We start from the raw sequence: 19,049 nt of genomic DNA on the forward strand, positions 1-19,049 counted from the left end.
ATCCCGGGCCCCCGTCGCGTGACGGTGACCCGCGCTCCGCCCGTCCTGGCCTCGAGGTTGGAGGCCGCGGGTGGGAGTCAGGTGCCGTCACGGCTTCGGGATGCGGCCGCATGTCGCGCAGGCAGGCTGCGTACGCGCTGCGGTGGGCTCCCGGAGAATCGTCGCCCCGGACATCGCCACGACTCCACGGCCGTGGAGTGCTGGGATCGGGACGCGGCGCACCGAGCCCCGGAGGGCACATGGTGCAGCAATGAGATTAACACTACCGACCCCCTCAGACATTCCCCGACCTCGGGCCTGCCAATCGTGTCCGGACGGCCCGGCTCGACGCCGGGCCCGACGTGGCTGCTCAGACGTCCAGCGGGAGCACGGTGGCCCCGGTCCGGTCGACGCCGAGCCGGTGTGCGGCGAACGCCGGGTCCCCGCCGTGGCCGTGGTGGCCGGCGAAGGAGAGCACCTTGTCGACGCCCGCCTCGTCGGTGAGCGCCAGCACGGTCGGCCCCGCCCCGGAGATGACCGCGGGGACGCCTTCCGCGCGCAGTGCGCCGACCAGTGCGGCGCTGTCCGGCATGGCGGTGGCGCGGTAGTCCTGGTGCAGCCGGTCCTCGGTGGCCGCGAGCAGCAGCTCGGGCCGCCTGGTCAGCGCCTCCACCATGAGCGCGGAGCGGCCGGCGTTGACGGCGGCGTCGGCCAGCGGGACGGTCTTCGGCAGCAGGCCTCGGGCGGTCTCGGTGAGCACCTCGGCGGCCGGGACGAACACCACCGGGACGACCTGCTCCGAGGGCTCCATGGCGACCGCCTTGGCCGACTCCTCGTCGGTCCAGGCGATGGTGAAGTTGCCGCGCAGGCAGGCCGCGACGTTGTCCGGGTGGCCCTCCAGCTCGGAGGCGAGGGCCAGCAGCGCGTCGTCGTCCAGCGCGGACGGGCCGCCGATGGTGACGGCCCGGGCGGCCACGATGCCGGCGCAGATGGCGGCCGAGGAGGAGCCCAGGCCGCGGCCGTGCGGTATCCGGTTGGCGCAGACCACTTCGAGGCCGCGCGGCTGGCCGCCGAGCCGGTCGAAGGCGGCCCGCATCGAGCGGATCAGCAGGTGGCGCTCGTCCCGGGGCAGCGTCTCGGCGCCCTCGCCGGCGATGTCGACGGTCAGGCCCGAGTCGGCGACCCGGACGACCACGTCGTCGTACAGACCCAGCGCGAGTCCGAAGGCATCGAAGCCCGGACCGAGGTTGGCGCTGGTCGCGGGAACCCGGACCCGGACGGCGGCGGCACGGAACGCAGGACCGGCCATACGGTGGACTCTCCTGGGGAAATCGGGCGAGCGCGGAGCGCGTCGTCGGTGCAGGGGTGGGAAAAGGGCCGAGGGCCCCACGGGGCGGGCGGCCACAGTCGTCGGCGCGACCCGTACCAGGACGGGCCCGGGGCATGTGCCACACGGCCGAAGCCAGAGTATCGAAGAGAGGTTCCCCAGTGGTACACCCCGCGGGCCTTCGATCTGGTGTGTTGCCGGTTCTGGCCGGAATGCGCACCCCTCTCCGTCAAAGAGAGGGGCGGAATCGGATCGGAATGCGATACGGAATTGACACAAAAGAGTCAGTGGAGAGCTTTGACGGGCCGACCCCCGAAAGGGCCGGCCCGTCGAAGCGTCAGGCCCCGTTGTCAGTCGAGCAGTCCGAGCCGCTGGGCCGCGGCCTCCGGGTCGACCGGGACGATCTGCGGCTGCGGCGCGCCGGCCACCGCCCAGTCCGGGTCCTTGAGGCCGTTGCCGGTCACGGTGCAGACGATCCGCTGGCCCGGGTCGACCAGGCCGGCCTCCGCCTTCGCCAGCAGACCGGCCACCGAGGCGGCCGAGGCGGGCTCCACAAAGACGCCCTCCTGCGCGGCCAACAGCCGGTAGGCGGCGAGGATCTGACGGTCCGTCACCTTGTCGATGAGGCCGCCGGACTCGTCCCGGGCGGCGAGCGCGTGGTCCCAGGAGGCCGGGTTGCCGATCCGGATCGCGGTCGCGATCGTCTGCGGCTTGAGGACGGGTGCGCCGTCCACGATCGGGGCCGATCCGGAGGCCTGGAAGCCCCACATCCGCGGGGTGCGCGAGGACATCCCGTCGGTCGCGTACTCGCGGTAGCCCTTCCAGTACGCGGTGATGTTGCCCGCGTTGCCGACCGGCAGGACGTGGATGTCCGGGGCGTCGCCGAGCATGTCGACGATCTCGAAGGCCGCCGTCTTCTGGCCCTCGATCCGCGCCGGGTTCACCGAGTTGACCAGGGCAACCGGGTACTTCTCGGACAGTTCGCGCGCCAGGGTCAGGCAGTCGTCGAAGTTCCCGTCGACCTGCAGGATCCTGGCGCCGTGCACCAGCGCCTGGCCCATCTTGCCGAGGGCGATCTTGCCTTGCGGGACGAGCACGGCGGAGACCATCCCGGCCCGCACCGCGTACGCGGCGGCGGAGGCCGAGGTGTTGCCGGTGGACGCGCAGATGACCGCCTGCGCGCCCTCCTCCTTGGCCTTGGAGATGGCCATCGTCATCCCGCGGTCCTTGAAGGAGCCGGTCGGGTTGGCGCCCTCGACCTTGAGGTAGACCTCGCAGCCGGTGCGCTCGGAGAGCACCTGGGCGGGGACCAGGGGCGTACCGCCCTCCAGCAGGGTGACCACCGGGGTGGCCGCGGTGACCGGCAGGCGGTCCCGGTACTCCTCGATCAGCCCGCGCCACTGGTGGGTGTGGGTGCTTCTGGCCGCGTTCTCGGCAACGCCGCTCATCATCGTTCCTTACTCCCCTTCGACCCTCATGATGCTGGCCACGTCCCGCACGCTGTCCAGCGCGCGGAGCTTGTCGACCGTCGCCGACAGCGCGGCGTCGGTGGCACGGTGGGTGACCACGACGAGCGAGGCGTCGCCGTCGCGGCCCTGCTGGCGCACGGTGTCGATGGACACGCCGTGCTCGGCGAACACGGACGCGACCTGGGCGAGCACGCCCGCGCGGTCGTCGACGTCCAGGCTGACGTGGTAGCGGGTGACCACCTCGTCCATCGGTTTGGCCGGCAGCCGGGTGTACACGGAGTCACCGGGACCGGGGGCGCCGGCCAGCTTGTTGCGGCAGACCGCGACCAGGTCGCCGAGCACCGCGGAGGCGGTCGGCGAGCCGCCCGCGCCCGGGCCGTAGAACATCAGCCGGCCGGCCGCCTCGGCCTCGACGAACACCGCGTTGTACGCCTCGCGGACCGAGGCCAGCGGGTGCGACAGCGGGATCATCGCCGGGTGGACCCGCGCGGTGACGGACTCGCCGTGGGCCGCCCGCTCGCAGATCGCGAGCAGCTTGACCACGCAGCCCATCTCCTTGGCGGAGGCGATGTCGGCGGCGGTCACCTCGGTGATGCCCTCGCGGTAGACGTCCGCCGCGGTGACCTTGGTGTGGAAGGCGATGCCGGCCAGGATCGCGGCCTTGGCGGCGGCGTCGAAGCCCTCGACGTCGGCCGTCGGGTCGGCCTCGGCGTAGCCGAGCGCGGTGGCCTCCTCCAGCGCCTCCGAGTAGCCGGCGCCGGTGGTGTCCATCTTGTCGAGGATGAAGTTGGTGGTGCCGTTGACGATCCCCAGCACCCGGTTGACCTTGTCCCCCGCGAGGGACTCGCGCAGCGGGCGCAGCAGCGGGATCGCGCCCGCCACCGCGGCCTCGTAGTACAGGTCCACCCCGGCCTCGGCGGCCGCGGCGTGCAGCTCGGTGCCGTCCCTGGCGAGCAGCGCCTTGTTGGCGCTGACCACCGAGGCGCCCTGCTCGAAGGCGGACAGGATCAGCGATTTGGACGGCTCGATGCCGCCCACCACCTCGACCACCACGTCGATGTCGCCCCGGTTGACCAGGGCCTCGGCGTCGGTGGTGATCAGGTGCTCGGGCACCCCGGGGCGGACCCGGCCGGCCCGGCGGACCGCGATCCCGGCGAGCTCGACCGGGGCACCGATGCGAGCGGCGAGGTCGTCGGCCGTCGTCGTCATGATGCGCGCCACCTCGGAGCCCACCACACCACAACCCAGCAACGCCACCTTCAGCGGGCGCGTACGCATCATCCGACTCCGCTCTGCATTCATCGTGCTTCGGTATTTCCGGCGGGTTTTCGGGGCCGCCGGGAACTTCGGTCCGTACCAGTCTCGGGGACTTTCCGCACGGATCTACGGTCGTTCCATGATCTGAGACGAGAATTTCGTCATCCGATATCCAGGCGCAGGAGATCCTCCTCCGTCTCGCGCCGGACGATCACCCGGGCCGCACCGTCCTTGACGGCGACCACGGGGGGCCTCAGGGCGTGGTTGTAGTTGCTCGCCATCGAGCGGCAGTAGGCGCCGGTGGCAGGCACCGCGATCAGGTCGCCCGGGGTCAGGTCGGCCGGCAGGAAGGCGTCCCGCACCACGATGTCGCCGGACTCGCAGTGCTTGCCGACCACCCGGACCAGCATCGGCTCGGCCTCGCTGGTGCGCGACACCAGGGCCACCGAGTACTCGGCGTCGTACAGCGCGGTGCGGATGTTGTCGGACATCCCGCCGTCCACGCTGACGTAGGTCCGCAGGCCCTCCAGCGGCTTGACCGTGCCGACCTCGTACAGGGTGAACGCGGTCGGGCCGACGATCGCCCGGCCCGGCTCCACGCTCAGCCGGGGGGTGTCGAGGTTCGCGGCGGCGCACTCGCGGCGGACGATGTCGGCCAGCGCGGCCGCGATCTCGGCCGGCTCGCGCGGGTCGTCCTCGCTGGTGTACGCGATGCCGAGGCCGCCGCCGAGGTCGATCTCGGGCAGCTCGACGCCGTGCTCGTCGCGGATCTGCGCCAGCAGGCCGACCACCCGGCGGGCGGCCACCTCGAAGCCGGCCGTGTCGAAGATCTGCGAGCCGATGTGCGAGTGGATGCCGCGCAGCTCCAGGCTGTCGCGGCCGAGCACCCGGCGCACCGCCTCGGCGGCCGCTCCCCCGTTCAGGGACAGGCCGAACTTCTGGTCCTCGTGCGCCGTGGCGATGAACTCGTGGGTGTGCGCCTCGACGCCGACGGTGATCCGGATCAGCACCTGCTGGCGCACGCCGTGGCGGGCGGCGATCGCGGCGAGGCGCTCGATCTCCTCGTAGGAGTCGACCACGATGTGCCCGACACCGCTCTTCACCGCGTGTTCGAGCTCGTCCACCGACTTGTTGTTGCCGTGCAGCGCGATCCGCTCCGGCGGCATCCCGGCGGCCAGCGCCACCGCCAGCTCGCCGACGCTGCACACGTCGAGATTGAGGTCCTCCTCGTGCAGCCAGCGCACGATCGCCTTGGAGAGGAAGGCCTTTCCGGCGTAGTAGACGTCCGCGTCGGAGCCGAAGGCGTCCCGCCAGGCGCGGGCCCGGGTCCGGAAGTCCTCCTCGTCCAGCACGTAGGCCGGGGTGCCGAACTCGGCCGCCAGCTGCTTGACGTCGATCCCGCCGACGGTGGCCACGCCCTCGGCGTCGCGGGCGACGGTGCGCGACCAGACCTTGGGGTCCAGCGCGTTCAGGTCGGCCGGCGGGGCCTGGTAGTGGCCCTCGGGCAGCACGTCGCCGTGGCGGGGGCCTGCGGGGTGTGCGGAACGGCTCATGCTCGTCTGTCCTTCGAGACCTATGGCGAGGGGCGGCGACGGTCCCCGTTGACCGTCAGCCGCCCCCGCTGTGCGCTTGGGGGTGGTGCCTACATCCGCTCGGGCGCCGTCACGCCCAGGAGCGTGAGGCCGTTGGCCATGACCGTGCGCGTGGCCTCGACCAGCCAGAGCCGGGCACGGTGCGTGTCGGAGAGCTCCTCGTCGCCCTTCGGCAGGAACATGCAGTTCTCGTACAGGCGGTGGTACTTGCCCGCGAGGTCCTCCAGGTAGCGCGCGACCCGGTGCGGCTCGCGCAGCTCGCCGGCGGTGGCGAGGATGCGCGGGAACTCGCCGAGAGCGCCGAGGATGTCGTTCTCCCACTCGGTGGCGAGCAGTTCGGGTTTGAACTGCTCGGCCGTGCCCTTGTCCACGCCCAGCTCGGCGGCCTTGCGCGCCACGCCGCACATCCGGGTGTGGGCGTACTGGACGTAGAAGACCGGGTTCTCGTTGGACTGGCTGGTCAGCAGGTTGATGTCCAGCGTGATCGTCGAGTCCGTGGAGGAGCGCGCCAGGGTGTAGCGGGCGGCGTCCACGCCGATCCACTCGACCACGTCGTCGATCGTGATGATGTTGCCGGCCCGCTTGGACATGCGGACCTCTTCGCCGTCGCGAAGCATCTTCACGAACTGGCCGATCTTCACCTCGATGTTGCGGTTCATGTCGTCGCCCGCGCAGGCCGAGATGGCCTTGAGGCGGTTGACGTAACCGTGGTGGTCGGCACCCAGCATGTACAGCGCGACCTCGGCGCCGCGGTCCCGCTTGGACAGGTAGTAGGCGGCGTCGGCGGCGAAGTAGGTCTTGTCGCCGTCGGCCTTGATCAGGACGCGGTCCTTGTCGTCGCCGAAGTCGGTGGTGCGCAGGAAGACCGCGCCGTCCCGCTCGAAGACGTGGCCCTGCTCGCGCAGCCGGTCGATGGCCTTCTCGACGGCGCCGGAGTCGTGCAGCGTCTTCTCCGAGAACCACACGTCGAAGTGGGTGCCGAACTCGTCCATCGAGCGCTTGATCTCGGCGACCATGAGCTTGAGGCCCTCGGTGCGGAAGACCTGCAGCTGCTCGGCCTCGGGCAGGTCGAGCACGCCCGGGATCGCGTCGGTGAGCGTCTTGGCGATGTCGACGATGTACTCGCCGACGTAGCCGCCCTCGGGCACCTCGCGGCCGTTCGCGGCGGCCTGCAGCGAGGCGGCGAACTTGGTGATCTGCACGCCGGCGTCGTTGAGGTAGTACTCGGTGGTGACGTCGGCACCGGAGGCCCGCAGCACGCGCGCCAGCGAGTCGCCGACGGCCGCCCAGCGGACGCCGCCGATGTGGATCGGGCCGGTCGGGTTGGCGGAGACGAACTCCAGGTTGATCTTCAGGCCCTTGAGGGCCTCGTTGCGGCCGAAGGCCTCGCCCGCCTCGACGATGGTGCGCGCCAGCGCACCGGCGGTGGCGGTGTCCAGGGTGATGTTCAGGAAGCCCGGACCGGCGATGTCGACCTCGGCGACGCCGGTGATCCCTCGCAGGCGCTCGGCCAGAACCTCGGCAACGGCTCGCGGCGGCTTGCCGGCCGCCTTGGCGAGCTGGAGGGCCACGTTCGTCGCGTAGTCGCCGTGGTCCCGGTTCTTGGGCCGCTCGACCGTCACGTGCTCGGGCACGGCGACGGCCAGCTCGCCCGCCTCGACGGCGGAGCTCACTGCGGCCTGGATTGCCTGGGAAAGGTCTGCGGGGGTCACGACGCCAAGCGTAGGCGAGACGGGGTGTCCGCCCGCCACTCGGTTTACCGGTTGAGACGCCGCCGCGCCGTTCCGCCAGGGGCGTCAGCCGCGATCCGTGCGATCTGTTCGCTCAGGGCGAAACCCTTCGGGCTGCCCGGTGAGTCGCATCAGGCGCCGGACCAGGGCCACCAGGTCGGCCGGGTCGAACGGCTTGCCGAGGTAGCCGTCCACGCCGACGGTCTCCCCCAGGTCCAGATCCGCCGGGGTGCAGGCGCTCACGATCGCGATCGGCAGCCGGCGGGTGTCCGGGGTCGCCCGCAGCCGGGCCGCGGTCCGCAGGCCGTCCAGCCGGGGCATCATCACGTCCAGGGTCACCACGTCGGGCTTCACCCGGCGGATCACCTCCAGGCACTCGGCGCCGTCGGCGGCGGTCACCACCTCGAAGCCTTCGAGCTCCAGGTTGACCCTGATCAGCTGGCGGATCACCTCGCTGTCGTCCACCACGAGGACCCGCCCGGACACTCCCGACACCTCACCGAGGGTATCGGCGGCCCCGCCGCCCCGTCCGGCCTTTGGGCACTTCCGCCCTCCGGGCCCGCCCGACGATCTTTCCGGAAACCCGTGCACGGACCGCGGCCGAAGCCTGGTAGTGTTCATTCCGTCGGAACGCGGAAGCGGCCGACAGGCCAACAGGCCCCCGTAGCTCAGGGGATAGAGCACCGCCCTCCGGAGGCGGGTGCGTAGGTTCGAATCCTACCGGGGGCACTTCGCGGCAAGTGCAACTGAGGCCCAGATCAGTGGAGTTGATCCACGGATCTGGGCCTTCGTCATGTCCGGGCCCGGGAGGGGACCGGCGGTGGCGGGGTCGGACCCTCGTGCGCGGGCACCGGCGGGGGCGCGGGCCGTTCCGCTCCCCCGCGCCGGCCGGGCGCTCAGGACGCGGCGGACTCGGCCTGGGAGTACAGGTCCGCGATGGTGTGGTCGAAGTAGGCACTGTACGAGGTGTCGTCGCTGTCGCCGCCCTGCTGGTAGCCGCCGATGGCGCCGACCACGTCGCCGGTGGCGGCGTTGATCCACGGGCCGCCGCTGGTGCCGGCCGGGTAGGACGGGCACTGGATGACGCGCTGGTAGGCGCTCTGCTGGGCGGTCGTGTTGGTGCACAGGCTCGGCGTCTCGGCGTCGGCCGGGTAGCCGTAGAGGCGGACGGTGGCGCCGAACGGCTCGCCGGCGCCCAGGCGGTTGCCGCCGACCACGTCCTCGACCTTGCGGCCGTTGCTGGGGGCGGTCTCCAGGATCGCGAAGTCCTCGTCCACGTCGCCGTTCTGGGACCAGCCGCTGGCGGTGTGGACCGCGGTCACCTGCCAGGTCCCGTACGGGGCGGAGCCGTCGCGGTAGCCGGGGGCGAAGATCACGCCGTCGGTGCTGGTGATGCAGTGCGCGGCGGTCAGCAGCAGGTTGCCGGTCGCGCTGTGCAGCACGCTGGCGGTGCAGAAGTGGTTGCCGGCCCCCACCGAGCCGCTGAACAGCGCGCCCACGGTGGAGGCCTCCTTGTCGTCGGCGGGGGCGACGGCGGTGGTGCCGAGGGCGGCGCTGCGGGTGTCGGGGGTGGCCGTCGGGGTGGCGGCGGGGCTGTCGGTGGGGGTCGGCGCGGCGCCGGGGGTCGGGCTGTCGCTCGGCGTGCTGGCCGAGGCCTGGGCGGGCGGGGCGGGATCGGCCGCGGTGGCGCTCGGGCTGGCGGTCGGCATCGGCGCGGCGGCCCGGACGCTGCGGGCCGCCTTCCCGGCGGCCGTCGCGTCGGACAGGTCCAGCCCGTGCGTCCCGGTCACCACCGCGGCTACCACGACGGCGGACAGCGCGGTGAACAGCGAGGGGGCGAGCAGACGGTGGCGGCGCGACCTCTTGCGGCGGTGCTGACCCATGCCTGTCTCTCCTGCCCTGGTCGGTGGCGGCGTGCGCTCAACGACTATGCCGCCTCAGCCTGGAAAGGTTGTTACCGCGGGCTTGGAGGTCGATGAGAAATCGGTCACCGGAGCAGCAGGGTATCGAGTTCGGTCGCGGTGATGAAGTCGGTGTGCGTACCGGCGGTGGTGCAGGCGAAGGCGCCGGCCGCCGAGCCGGCCCGGGCGCAGTCCAGCGGCGGGTGGCCGCGGAACCAGGCGTACAGGAAGCCGGCGACGAAGGCGTCCCCGGCGCCGTTGGTGTCGACCACCGGGCGGCCCGGGTCGACGGCGGGCAGATGGCGCGGGACGCCGTCCTCGCGGGTGAGCAGGTGGCAGCCCTCGGCGCCCGCGGTGGCGGTGACCACGGTGGCCCGGCCCTCGGCGAGGATCGCGCGCATCACCTGCTCGTGCCGGCCACGGCAGCCGGCCACCGAGAGGAACACCAGGTCGGAGTTGAGGGCGTAGTCGCGGTGGTGCGGGTCGACGCCGTCCCAGTCGTGCAGGTCGGTGGAGGTGGTGCGGCCGAGCCGGTGGAGGTCGCCGTACATGTCCCGGTTGACGCCGGTGATCGAGAGGTGGACGTGCCGGCTGCGCTCGGCGTACGGGAGGTGGAACGCGCGCGGCAGCCGCAGGTCGGCGGGGTGGCGGCCGTCGAAGAAGGAGAACCGGCGGCCGGCCGCGTCCACCAGGTTGACTCCGCGCGGGGTGCCGTGCGGGCTCACCAGGTGCGCGAAGTGCAGGCCGTGGCGCCGGTAGTGGGCGCGGACCAGGTCGCCCTGCGGGTCGTCGCCGAGGAAGTCCAGGAAGGCGGTGCGCAGGCCGAGCCGGTGGGCGCCGAGGGCGACACCGTTGCCGGTGTGGCCGACGTAGTCGCGCACCGGCTCGACGAACCGGGAGTCGCCGGGCGGGATCTCCAGCCGTTCGACCCGGACGATGGTGTCCACTCCGGCGCCGCCGACGACGAGCAGGTCGAACTCGGCCGGCGTGGTGTCGGGCAGCATGGCGGCGCCTCCTTGGTCCCTGGACGGTCGCCAGGAGTCAAGCAGGCGCCGGAGGTTGACTGCAAGGCCTTGCTGCAAGCTTTCCATCGGATCGCCGTCAGTCGGACCGGTCCGGACCAGGGCCCCGGGACTCGCGACCGAGTCCCGGGGCCCCTCCGTGCGGCTCCGCACTGTTCCGCACTGTTCCGTACGGCTCCTACAGCGCCGACAGCTCCGCGACCAGGTCGTCCAGGCCCAGCGAGCCCTGCGAGAGCGCCGCCATGTGCCAGGCCTTGAGGTCGAACTCCTCGCCGCGCGCCTCGTGCGCCGCCTTCGCCGCCGCCCGGCCGCGCAGCCAGGCGCGCTCGCCGAGCTTGTAGCCGATCGCCTGACCGGGCAGGCCGAGGTAGCGGACCAGCTCGCTGTCCAGGAAGTCGGCGGACAGGCCGCAGTACAGCCCGAAGAACTCGCGGGCGTGCCCCGGGCTCACCGGCTCGCCCGGCTTGTACGGGGAGTCCGCCGGGAAGTCCAGGCCGAGGTGCATGCCGATGTCGATGATGACCCGCAGCGCCCGCATCATCTGGGCGTTGAGGTAGCCGAGGCGGTGGCCCGGGTCGGTGAGGTAGCCGAGCTCGTCCATCAGGCGCTCGGCGTACAGCGCCCAGCCCTCCAGGTTGGCGCTGACCCCGCCGAGGCTCACCTGGTAGGTGGAGAGCCGGTCGGCGACGTAGTTCCACTGCGCGAGCTGCAGGTGGTGGCCCGGGACGCCCTCGTGGTACCAGGTGGAGACCAGGTCCCAGACCGGGAAGCGCTCCTTGCCGAGCAGCGGCAGCCAGGTCCGCCCGGGGCGGCTGAAGTCCAGCGAGGGCGCGGTGTAGTACGGCGCGGCGGCGCTGCCGGCCGGGGCGATCCGCGACTCGACCCGGGTGACCGGCTCGGCCAGGTCGAAGTGGGTGCCCTGGAGGTCCCGGACCGCCTGGTCCATCAGGCCCTGCAGGAACTCCCGGGTCGGCTCGGCGCCCTCGATGGCCGGGCCGTCCGTCTCCAGCCACTTCATCGCCGCCATCGGGTCGGCGCCCGGACGGACCTTCCCGGCCTCGACCGTCATCTGCGCGTACAGGTCGTGGAACTCGCCCCAGGCCCAGGCGTAGGCCTCGTCCAGGTCCAGGTCGGCGCCGGTCCAGTAGCGCACCCAGCGGGCGTAGCGCTCGCGGCCGACCGGGTCCGGGGTGTCGGCGGCGGCCGGGGCGTACACGTCGCGCATCCAGTCGCGCAGCGCGGCCAGTGCCTCGGCGGCGGCCACCGCGTGGGCGGACAGCTCGGCGTGCACGGCCTGGGGCGCGTCCTGGACGAACTGCCCGAACCAGCCGCCGGGCACCTCCCCGTCCAGCCACTCGCCGAACTGCCCGATCACCGTCGCCACCTGACGGGGGCCGGAGAACAGGCCGCGCTCGACGCCCTCGGCCAGGGTCTGCCGGTACTGCTCCAGCGCCAGCGGGAGGCGGGCCAGCCGACGGCCGACCACCCGCCACTCGGCCTCGGTGCCGGTGGGCATCAGGGTGAAGGCCTCCCGGGTGTTGTGCACCGGGGACGCCAGGTTGCGCACCGCGCGGAAGTTCTCGCCCGCGTCGTGGACGGCGAGTTCGGCGCTCAACCGCTCGCGCAGCAGTCGGGCGCAGCGGCGCTCGGCCTCGTCCTCGTCCTCGCCCTCGGCGGCGCCGGCCCGCTCGGCCTCGTCCAGCCGGGCCAGGGTGCGGCGGCCGAGGTCGGCGATCGCCTCGGTGCCGGCAGGGGAGAGGTCGGGCAGCCGGTCGTCCTCGGGGTCGAGGCCGAGGTACACCGCGGTCAGCGGGTCGAGGTCGGCCAGGGCGCGGACGTAGTCGTCGGCGATGCGGCGCGGGGTGTCGCCGTCGGAGGTGATCGGTTCTTCAGCCATTCGGCCATCATCGCGTTGCCGGGGCCGATTGCAAGCCCTTGCCGCAGACCGGTTGACCTGCACCGGCCCGGGATTTGACGGACGGTGGGCATCGCAAACACCCGTTCGGAAAGATCCGTGCCCGACAGGTCCCGATCCGTCCGACGGCCATTACGCTGACGACCATGGAAGCCCGCCCCACCACGGCAGCCGACCCGGTCCCCGCCCCGGCCGAACCCGGCCCGCGCCCGCGCCGCACCGGCTACCGGCGGCTGCCGGTCGAACAGCGGCGCGAGCAGCTGATCGCGGTCGCCCTGGAGCTGTTCGCCTCCCGGCCGCCCGAGGAGGTGGGCCTCGACGACGTCGCCGAGGCCGCCGGGGCCTCCCGGCCGCTGGTCTACCGCTACTTCGCGGGCGGCAAGCAGCAGCTGTACGAGGCCGCGCTGCGCACCGCAGCGGACGAGCTGACCAGCCGGTTCACCGTCCCGCCGAGCGGGACGCCGTCCGAGCAGCTGGCGGCGGTACTGGACGGCTACTTCGACTTCGTGGCCGAGCACGAGGCCGGCTACTCGGCGCTGCTGCGCGGCGGCTCGGTGGTGGAGACGGCCCGGACCTCGGCGATCGTGGACGACGTCCGGCGGGTGGCGCTCAAGCGGACGGTACGGCACCTGGGGGTGCGGGAGCCCGGGCCGCGGCTGACCCTGCTGGTGCGCTCGTGGATCGCGGTGGTCGAGGGCGCGTCGCTGAGCTGGCTGGACGAGGGGCGCGCGCTGCCGGTGGCGGAGCTGCGCGACTGGCTGGTGGACCAGTTCACGGCGATGGCGGCGGCGACGGCGCTGCACGATCCGCAGACGGCGGAGGTGCTGGCGGGGCTGCTCTCGCTGGACGGCCCGCGGACGGACCGGGCCGGGCGGCTGCGCGCGGTGCTGGGCGGGCGGTGACCCGGGCTGGGCTCCCGACCCCCGTGCCAAGGGCCGGGTGCGCCCGGGGCTAGGCCTTGCCGAGCACCTGGCGCTGGCGGCCGAGGCCGTCGATCTCGATCTCGACCACGTCGCCCGGGGCGAGGAACGGCGTGCCCGGGCGGCCCAGGGTGACCCCGGCCGGGGTGCCGGTGACGATCACGTCGCCGGGCTCCAGCACCATGAACTGGCTGGCGTAGCGGACGAGTTCGAGCACCGGGAAGATCATCTCCGCGGTGTTCCCGTCCTGCCGCTGCTCGCCGTTGACCCAGAGCCGCAGCGCCAGCGCCTGCGGGTCGGCCACCTCGTCGGCGGTGACCAGCCAGGGCCCGAGCGGGGTGAAGGTCTCCGCCGACTTGCCCTTGTCCCACTGGCCGCCGCGCTCGAACTGGAAGGCCCGCTCGGTGACGTCGTTGGCGATCGTGTAGCCGGCGATCACCCCGGCGGCCTCGGCGTGCGAGTCCAGGTAGCGGGCGGTGCGGCCGATCACGATGGCCAGCTCGGCCTCGTAGTCGGTCTTCTCGCCGCCGCGCGGCACCAGCACCTCGTCGTACGGGCCGACCACGGTGGAGCTCGGCTTGAGGAAGATCACCGGCTCGGCCGGGATCGCGGCCCCGGCCTCGGCCGCGTGGTCGCGGTAGTTGAGCCCGATGCCGACCACCTTTCCGGGCCGGGCCACCGGCGCGCCCACCCGCAGGCCGTCCAGGTCCACCACCGGCAGCAGTCCGGCGGCCACCTCCCGGGCCAGCTCGGCGGTGTCCAGCCCGGACAGGAAGGCCCCGTCGAGGTCGCGGGCCCGCCCGGAGAGGTCGTACGCGGTGCCGTCCTCGCCCAGCACGACCGGGCGCTCGGCGCCTGGGGGTCCGACACGGAGGAGCTTCATCGATCCGTCAGCCTTTCGTCGCAGCTCACCGGGGCGGCGCGGACACCGCTCCCGAGTCTGGCAACGAGGTATATCAACGGCCCGGGGCGGCGGACCAGAGCGTCCCGTTGGGCGAATTCCCATCAAATCCCACAGGAGCCCGGGGGCCCGAATCGGCGACCCGTACGGTTGACACCCGGATCCGCCGGGAGCGGGCCGCCGACGCCGGGGACGGGCCCAGAGCGAACGCGGGCGTGCGACGGCGCCCGAGGGCGCAGGATGCGGGCATGGAGATCACCCGGGTACGCGACGAGTTGCACACGATCGCCCTGGAGTTCGGCACCGCCCACCTGTGGCGGGACGACCACGGACTGACCCTGGTCGACACCGGCATCGCCGGGTCGGCGGACGGGATCGAGAAGGGCATCCGCGCCATCGGGCTGGATCCGGCCGCACTGCGCCGGATCGTGCTCACCCATCACCACGAGGACCACACCGGCTCGGCCGCCGAGCTGGCCCGCCGCTGGAGCGCCGAGGTGGTGGCGCACCGGCTGGAGGCGCCGGTCGTCCGGCGCGAGCAGCCGGCGGCGCCGCCCGTGCTGAACGCCTTCGAGCAGCAGCTGTGGGACGGCCTGCCGCCGATCCCGCCCGCCGAGCCCTGCCCGGTGCACCGCGAGATCGAGGACGGGGACGTGCTGCACATCGGCGGCGGCGCGGTGGTCGTGCACGTGCCCGGGCACACCGACGGCAGCATCGCGCTGCACCTGCCCGGGCCCGGGGTGCTGTTCGCCGGGGACACCGTGTCCAACGTCCAGGGCCAGACCCGGCCCGGGGTGTTCAACACCGACCCGGCGCAGGCCCTCGCCTCCTTCCACCGGCTGGCCGCCCTGCCGGTGGAGACGGTGGTCTTCGGGCACGGCGACCCGATCGCCGTCGGCGCCTCAGCGGCCCTGCGCGCCGCCGCCGAGCAGCATCCCCAGGTCTAGGCTCCTCCCCTCGCCCGGGCCGAGCCGGGCGGCCTCCCGCTGCCAGTGCGCGAGGTCGCGCCGCAGGTCGGCCCGGGCCTCCGGGGCGGCGCCCGGCTCCAGCGTCAGCGCCTCCAGCAGTTCGACGGCGGCGCCCCGGCCGCCGTCCCGGGCCAGCCAGAGGGCCAGGTCGTGGCAGGTGCGCAGGGTGCGGGGGTCGGCCCGGCCGCAGATCCGGGCGAAGTCGGGGACCAGCTTCAGCAGCATCTCCACGGCCTCCGCCGCCCTGCCGTCGGCGCCGCGCTGCCAGGCCTGGTCGGCGCGGCGGCGCAGCTGCTCCGGGCTGGGGTCGTCCGGCCGCAGCATCCCGGGCCGGATCCGGCGCAGCCGCTCCAGCACCTCGGCGGCGTCGGCCGGCCGGTCGGCGGGCCGCTTGGCGAGCAGCTGGGCGACCAGCTCGGCCAGCGCCGGGTCGTGGCTGCGGATCCGCGGCGGGGTCGCCGCCATGTGCTTGTGCATGTACTCGTACGGGGAGTCGGCGTGGAACGGCCGTCGGCCGGTACTGACCTCGTACAGCATCACGCCGAACGCGTAGAGGTCGGCCCGGCCGTCCACGGTGCCGCCGGACCAGCACTCGGGCGCCAGGTACGGGACGGTGCCGACCACGTTGCCGGTGGAGGTGAGCCCGGTGGACTGGGTGAGCAGCCGGGCGATGCCGAAGTCCAGCACTTTCGCCCGGTCCCCGCCGTCCGCGATCATGACGTTCTCGGGCTTGATGTCCCGGTGGATGACGCCGCTGCGGTGCGCAGCGTCGAGCGCCTCGCAGACCTGCCCCATCCAGGCCAGCGCGCGCCCGTGGTCGGGCAGGCCGTCCTTGAGGATCGCGGACAGCGGCCGGCCGCGGACCACCTCCATCACCAGGTAGTGGATCTCCCCGTCGCCGTCGGCGACCCGGCCGTAGTCGTGCACCGTGACGATGTGCGGGTTGGAGAGGCCGCCCGCCACCTTGGCCTCGCGGACGAAGCGCCCGACGGCCTCCCGGTCGGCGGCGTGCTCGGCCAGCAGCAGCTTGACCGCGACCTCCCGCTCCAGCCAGTTGTCGGTCGCCCGCCAGACCACGCCGAAGCCGCCCCTGCCCAGCCACTCGTCCAAGCGGAAGCGACCGTCGAGCACCTCGCCCTTGTGCATGCCCTCCCCCAACTCGACCGCGCCCGTACGTCGTTCGCCGTCGGATGGGTCACCATAGCGGCGGGCGGGGACGAACGGGTGAACGGGTGAACGGGGAAGACCCTCAGGGCTTGGGCTTGGGCAGGCCGACCGGGTTGATCTCGGAGGTCCGCACCGCCTCGCCGTCCAGGCCCCAGCGCTTGAGCACCTGCCCGTACGTGCCGTTCCTGATCACCTCGTCGATCGCCCGGTTCAGCGCCTGGACCAGGCCGTTGTCCTTGTGGGTGGTCGCCGCGATCTTGCCGAGGACGTCCGCGCCGCCGCCCGAGTAGGTGCCGACCACCTCGGTCTCGCCGGTCTGCACGGCGTGGAAGGCCAGGCTGGGATTGGGCCCGGTGTAGACGTCGATCCGGCCGGAGGAGAGCGCGAGGTAGTACTCGGTGCCGGAGAAGTACTTGATGTCGATCGGCTTGAGGCCGGCCCTGACGTTCTCCTCGCTCCAGGAGAGCAGCAGCTTCTCCTGGTTGGTGCCGGTGGCGACGCCGACCGTGCGACCGGCCAGGTCCCTGGCGCCGGTGACCTTGAGGCCGCTGCCCTTCTTCGCCTCGAAGCCGAGGACGTCCAGCCGGTAGGTGGCGAAGTCGTACTTCTCCTTGCGCTCCTCGGTGACGGTGATGTTGGACAGGCCGACGTCGTACTTGCCGCTGTCCAGGCCGACGAAGATGTTCTCCCAGGAGACCGGGTTGAACTCGACCCTGAGGCCGAGCACGTTGCCGATCAGCGAGGCGATGTCCGGCTCGACGCCGATGATCGTCTTGTCGTCGTCGGCGTAGAAGTCCAGCGGCGGGGTGGTGCCGATGGAGTCGACGACCTTCAGCGTGCCCCGCTTCCTGATCTCCTCCGGCACCAGCGCCGCGATCGCGTCGACCTTGGCGGTGGTCACCCGGTCCTGTCTGGCCGACAGGTTCACCACGGTGCCGTTCGGCGCGGTGCCGCCCCTGGCCGGGGCGAGGTCCGCCGCGGCGCCCGTGGCTCCGCTGCCGCAGCCGGCCAGGGTGAGGGCGGCGGCGAGCGCGGCGGCGGTCACGAGGGCGCGACGGGGTAGGGACATGGCGGAACTCCTGCTCGGTGAAAGGGGGTTCGGGAGATTTACCGGGTTCACAGCACCTTGGCCAGGAAGGCCCGGGTGCGCTCGTGCCGCGGGCGGTCCAGGACCTCGGCGGGCGGGCCCTGCTCGACCACCACGCCGCCGTCCATGAAGACGACGGTGTCGGCGACCTCGCGGGCGAAGCCGATCTCATGGGTGACCACGATCATCGTGGTGCCGCTGCGGGCGAGGTCCTCGATGACGTCCAGCACCTCGCCGACCAGCTCCGGGTCGAGCGCCGAAGTGGGCTCGTCGAACAGCAGCACCTTGGGCTCCAGGGCCAGCGCCCGGGCGATGGCGACGCGCTGCTGCTGCCCGCCGGACAGCTGCCGGGGGTACGCGGCGGCCTTGTCGGCCAGCCCGACCCGCTCCAGCAGCGCCAGCGCCGTGGACCTGGCCTCGGCGCGGGGGCGGCCCAGCGCGGCGATCGGCGCCTCGACCAGGTTCTCCAGCACGGTCAGGTGCGGGAAGAGGTTGAAGTTCTGGAACACGAAGCCGATGCCGGTGCGCTGGCGCAGCACCTCGCGCTCCTTGAGCTCGTACAGCCGGTCGCCGGAGCGCCGGTAGCCGATCAGCTCGCCGTCGATCGCGACGTAGCCGCGGTCGAGCTTCTCCAGGTGGTTGATCGCCCGCAGCAGGGTGGACTTGCCGGAGCCGGACGGACCGAGCACCACGGTGACCGAGCCGGCCGGGACGTCCAGGTCGACCCCGCGCAGGACCTCCAGCGGGCCGAAGCTCTTGTGCAGGCCGCGGACCTGCACCATCGGGGCGGTCTGCGGCTTGGTGAGCGTGGTCATGGACGTCCTCCGGAGGTACGGGCGGGCAGGCTCCGCGCGAAGGCCCGCAGGCGCTGCAGCGGGGTGGGCGGCGGGGTGCGGCGGGCGCCCCGGGAGAAGTAGCGCTCGACGTAGTACTGGCCGATCGACAGCACGGTGGTCAGCGCCACGTACCAGGCGGTGGCGACCATCAGCAGCGGCACCACCCGGCCGGTCCGGCCGTAGATGACCTGGGTCTGGTAGAACAGCTCGCCGATCGCCATCACGTAGACCACCGAGGTGCCCTTGAGCAGCGAGACCACCTCGTTGGCCGCGGCCGGCAGGATGCCGCGCATGGCCTGCGGCAGCACGATCCGCCAGCCCTGCCGCCAGCGCGGGAGGCCGAGCGCGGCGGCGGCCTCGCGCTGGCCGGCGTCCACCGCGACGACGCCGCCGCGGATGATCTCGGCGGCGAACGCGGCCTGGTGCAGCCCGAGTCCGAGCACCGCGGCGCCCAGCGCGCCGAGCACGCCGACCGTCTCGAACTCGCCGAAGGTCGGGCCGAACGGGATGCCGAAGCCGAACCGCTTGTAGAGGTAGGAGAGGTTGAACCAGAACACCAGCTGGACGATCAGCGGGATCGAGCGGAAGACCCAGACGTAGGCCCAGGCGACGGCCTGGAGGATCGCGCTGCGGGAGAGTCGCATCGCGGCCACCACGGCGCCGAGCGCGAAGCCCAGCACGGTGCCGTAGGCGGTGAGTTCGAGGGTGCGGCCGATCGCCTGGAGGATGGTGTCGGCGGTGAAGTAGAGCCGGAAGGTGGCCCAGTCCCAGGCAGGGTTGGTGGCCAGGCCGTGGGCGAACTGGGCCAGCAGGACGAGGGCGGCGATCCCGGTCGCCCAGCGCCACGGGTGCCGGGCGGGGACGGTCCGCAGGCCGTCCAGCTCGCCTGGGTCGAGGCCGGGCGCCGGTCTCGACGGGGACGGTGGTGCTTGGGTGCTGACGGACATCGGGAACTCCTTCGACAGGCCCTGCGCCGCG

At 72.8% G+C, this 19,049-nt stretch carries 16 protein-coding genes and 1 tRNA gene; 3 read left to right on the plus strand and 14 right to left on the minus strand.

Translation table 11 applies throughout. The features are described from left to right. Positions 1 to 349 precede the first annotated feature (349 nt). The 6 genes from thrB to ACZ3UD_RS07525 form a co-directional block, all read right to left on the minus strand. Positions 350 to 1,288, minus strand: a complete 939-nt coding sequence (thrB, locus tag ACZ3UD_RS07500; protein ID WP_465583372.1) for a homoserine kinase — start codon at positions 1,286 to 1,288, stop codon at positions 350 to 352. Positions 1,289 to 1,656: 368 nt separating this feature from the next. Continuing rightward, entirely contained in the window at positions 1,657 to 2,754 is a 1,098-nt protein-coding gene (gene thrC / locus ACZ3UD_RS07505; RefSeq protein WP_465583375.1) for a threonine synthase, read from the minus strand. 9 nt (positions 2,755 to 2,763) lie between these two features. After that, positions 2,764 to 4,056, minus strand: a complete 1,293-nt coding sequence (locus ACZ3UD_RS07510) for a homoserine dehydrogenase (RefSeq protein ID WP_465583378.1) — start codon at positions 4,054 to 4,056, stop codon at positions 2,764 to 2,766. Positions 4,057 to 4,193: 137 nt separating this feature from the next. Continuing rightward, positions 4,194 to 5,585 (minus strand): diaminopimelate decarboxylase, encoded by a 1,392-nt coding sequence (lysA, locus tag ACZ3UD_RS07515; protein ID WP_465583379.1) that lies wholly within the window; start codon positions 5,583 to 5,585, stop codon positions 4,194 to 4,196. A gap of 89 nt (positions 5,586 to 5,674) precedes the next feature. Beyond that, positions 5,675 to 7,336 carry an arginine--tRNA ligase gene (gene argS, locus ACZ3UD_RS07520; protein WP_465583382.1) on the minus strand — a complete coding sequence of 554 codons (1,662 nt, stop codon included), beginning with the start codon at positions 7,334 to 7,336 and terminating at the stop codon, positions 5,675 to 5,677. A gap of 84 nt (positions 7,337 to 7,420) precedes the next feature. After that, positions 7,421 to 7,840 (minus strand): response regulator, encoded by a 420-nt coding sequence (locus ACZ3UD_RS07525; RefSeq protein ID WP_380611605.1) that lies wholly within the window; start codon positions 7,838 to 7,840, stop codon positions 7,421 to 7,423. 171 nt (positions 7,841 to 8,011) lie between these two features. Here ACZ3UD_RS07525 and ACZ3UD_RS07530 point away from each other — a divergent pair. Then, a tRNA-Arg gene (locus ACZ3UD_RS07530) sits at positions 8,012 to 8,083 on the plus strand. Between the two features lie 167 nt (positions 8,084 to 8,250). On the opposite strand, the gene ACZ3UD_RS07535 is transcribed toward ACZ3UD_RS07530, so the two are convergent. The 3 genes from ACZ3UD_RS07535 to ACZ3UD_RS07545 form a co-directional block, all read right to left on the minus strand. Continuing rightward, the gene (locus ACZ3UD_RS07535) at positions 8,251 to 9,237 is read right to left on the minus strand and encodes a trypsin-like serine peptidase (RefSeq protein WP_465583385.1); all 987 of its coding nucleotides are present in this window, start codon (positions 9,235 to 9,237) and stop codon (positions 8,251 to 8,253) included. Between the two features lie 104 nt (positions 9,238 to 9,341). Continuing rightward, on the minus strand, positions 9,342 to 10,259 hold the full coding sequence (locus ACZ3UD_RS07540) for a carbohydrate kinase family protein (RefSeq protein ID WP_465583388.1): 918 nt from the start codon (positions 10,257 to 10,259) through the stop codon (positions 9,342 to 9,344). Between the two features lie 196 nt (positions 10,260 to 10,455). Next, on the minus strand, positions 10,456 to 12,174 hold the full coding sequence (locus ACZ3UD_RS07545; protein ID WP_465583390.1) for a DUF885 domain-containing protein: 1,719 nt from the start codon (positions 12,172 to 12,174) through the stop codon (positions 10,456 to 10,458). 164 nt (positions 12,175 to 12,338) lie between these two features. Between ACZ3UD_RS07545 and ACZ3UD_RS07550 the strand changes: the two genes are divergently transcribed. Continuing rightward, positions 12,339 to 13,094, plus strand: a complete 756-nt coding sequence (locus ACZ3UD_RS07550; RefSeq protein ID WP_465583393.1) for a TetR/AcrR family transcriptional regulator — start codon at positions 12,339 to 12,341, stop codon at positions 13,092 to 13,094. A gap of 49 nt (positions 13,095 to 13,143) precedes the next feature. On the opposite strand, the gene ACZ3UD_RS07555 is transcribed toward ACZ3UD_RS07550, so the two are convergent. Then, on the minus strand, positions 13,144 to 13,995 hold the full coding sequence (locus ACZ3UD_RS07555; RefSeq protein WP_465583396.1) for a fumarylacetoacetate hydrolase family protein: 852 nt from the start codon (positions 13,993 to 13,995) through the stop codon (positions 13,144 to 13,146). A gap of 266 nt (positions 13,996 to 14,261) precedes the next feature. Here ACZ3UD_RS07555 and ACZ3UD_RS07560 point away from each other — a divergent pair, with 266 nt between their 5' ends. Further along, the gene (locus ACZ3UD_RS07560) at positions 14,262 to 14,960 is read left to right on the plus strand and encodes an MBL fold metallo-hydrolase (protein WP_465583399.1); all 699 of its coding nucleotides are present in this window, start codon (positions 14,262 to 14,264) and stop codon (positions 14,958 to 14,960) included. Here the strand turns inward: ACZ3UD_RS07560 and ACZ3UD_RS07565 are convergent. The 4 genes from ACZ3UD_RS07565 to ACZ3UD_RS07580 form a co-directional block, all read right to left on the minus strand. Next, positions 14,916 to 16,127: a serine/threonine-protein kinase gene (locus ACZ3UD_RS07565; RefSeq protein ID WP_465583402.1), complete on the minus strand. Its 1,212-nt coding sequence runs from the start codon at positions 16,125 to 16,127 to the stop codon at positions 14,916 to 14,918. The genes ACZ3UD_RS07560 and ACZ3UD_RS07565 overlap by 45 nt on opposite strands. 103 nt (positions 16,128 to 16,230) lie before the next feature. Then, on the minus strand, positions 16,231 to 17,217 hold the full coding sequence (locus ACZ3UD_RS07570; protein WP_465583404.1) for an ABC transporter substrate-binding protein: 987 nt from the start codon (positions 17,215 to 17,217) through the stop codon (positions 16,231 to 16,233). Positions 17,218 to 17,264: 47 nt separating this feature from the next. Further along, positions 17,265 to 18,050 carry an amino acid ABC transporter ATP-binding protein gene (locus ACZ3UD_RS07575; protein WP_465583407.1) on the minus strand — a complete coding sequence of 262 codons (786 nt, stop codon included), beginning with the start codon at positions 18,048 to 18,050 and terminating at the stop codon, positions 17,265 to 17,267. Further along, positions 18,047 to 19,018, minus strand: coding sequence for an amino acid ABC transporter permease (locus ACZ3UD_RS07580; RefSeq protein ID WP_465583410.1), 972 nt, complete (start codon positions 19,016 to 19,018; stop codon positions 18,047 to 18,049). The genes ACZ3UD_RS07575 and ACZ3UD_RS07580 overlap by 4 nt, the downstream gene beginning before the upstream one ends. Positions 19,019 to 19,049 lie beyond the last annotated feature (31 nt).

Source organism: Kitasatospora sp. NPDC023118 (assembly GCF_055560875.1).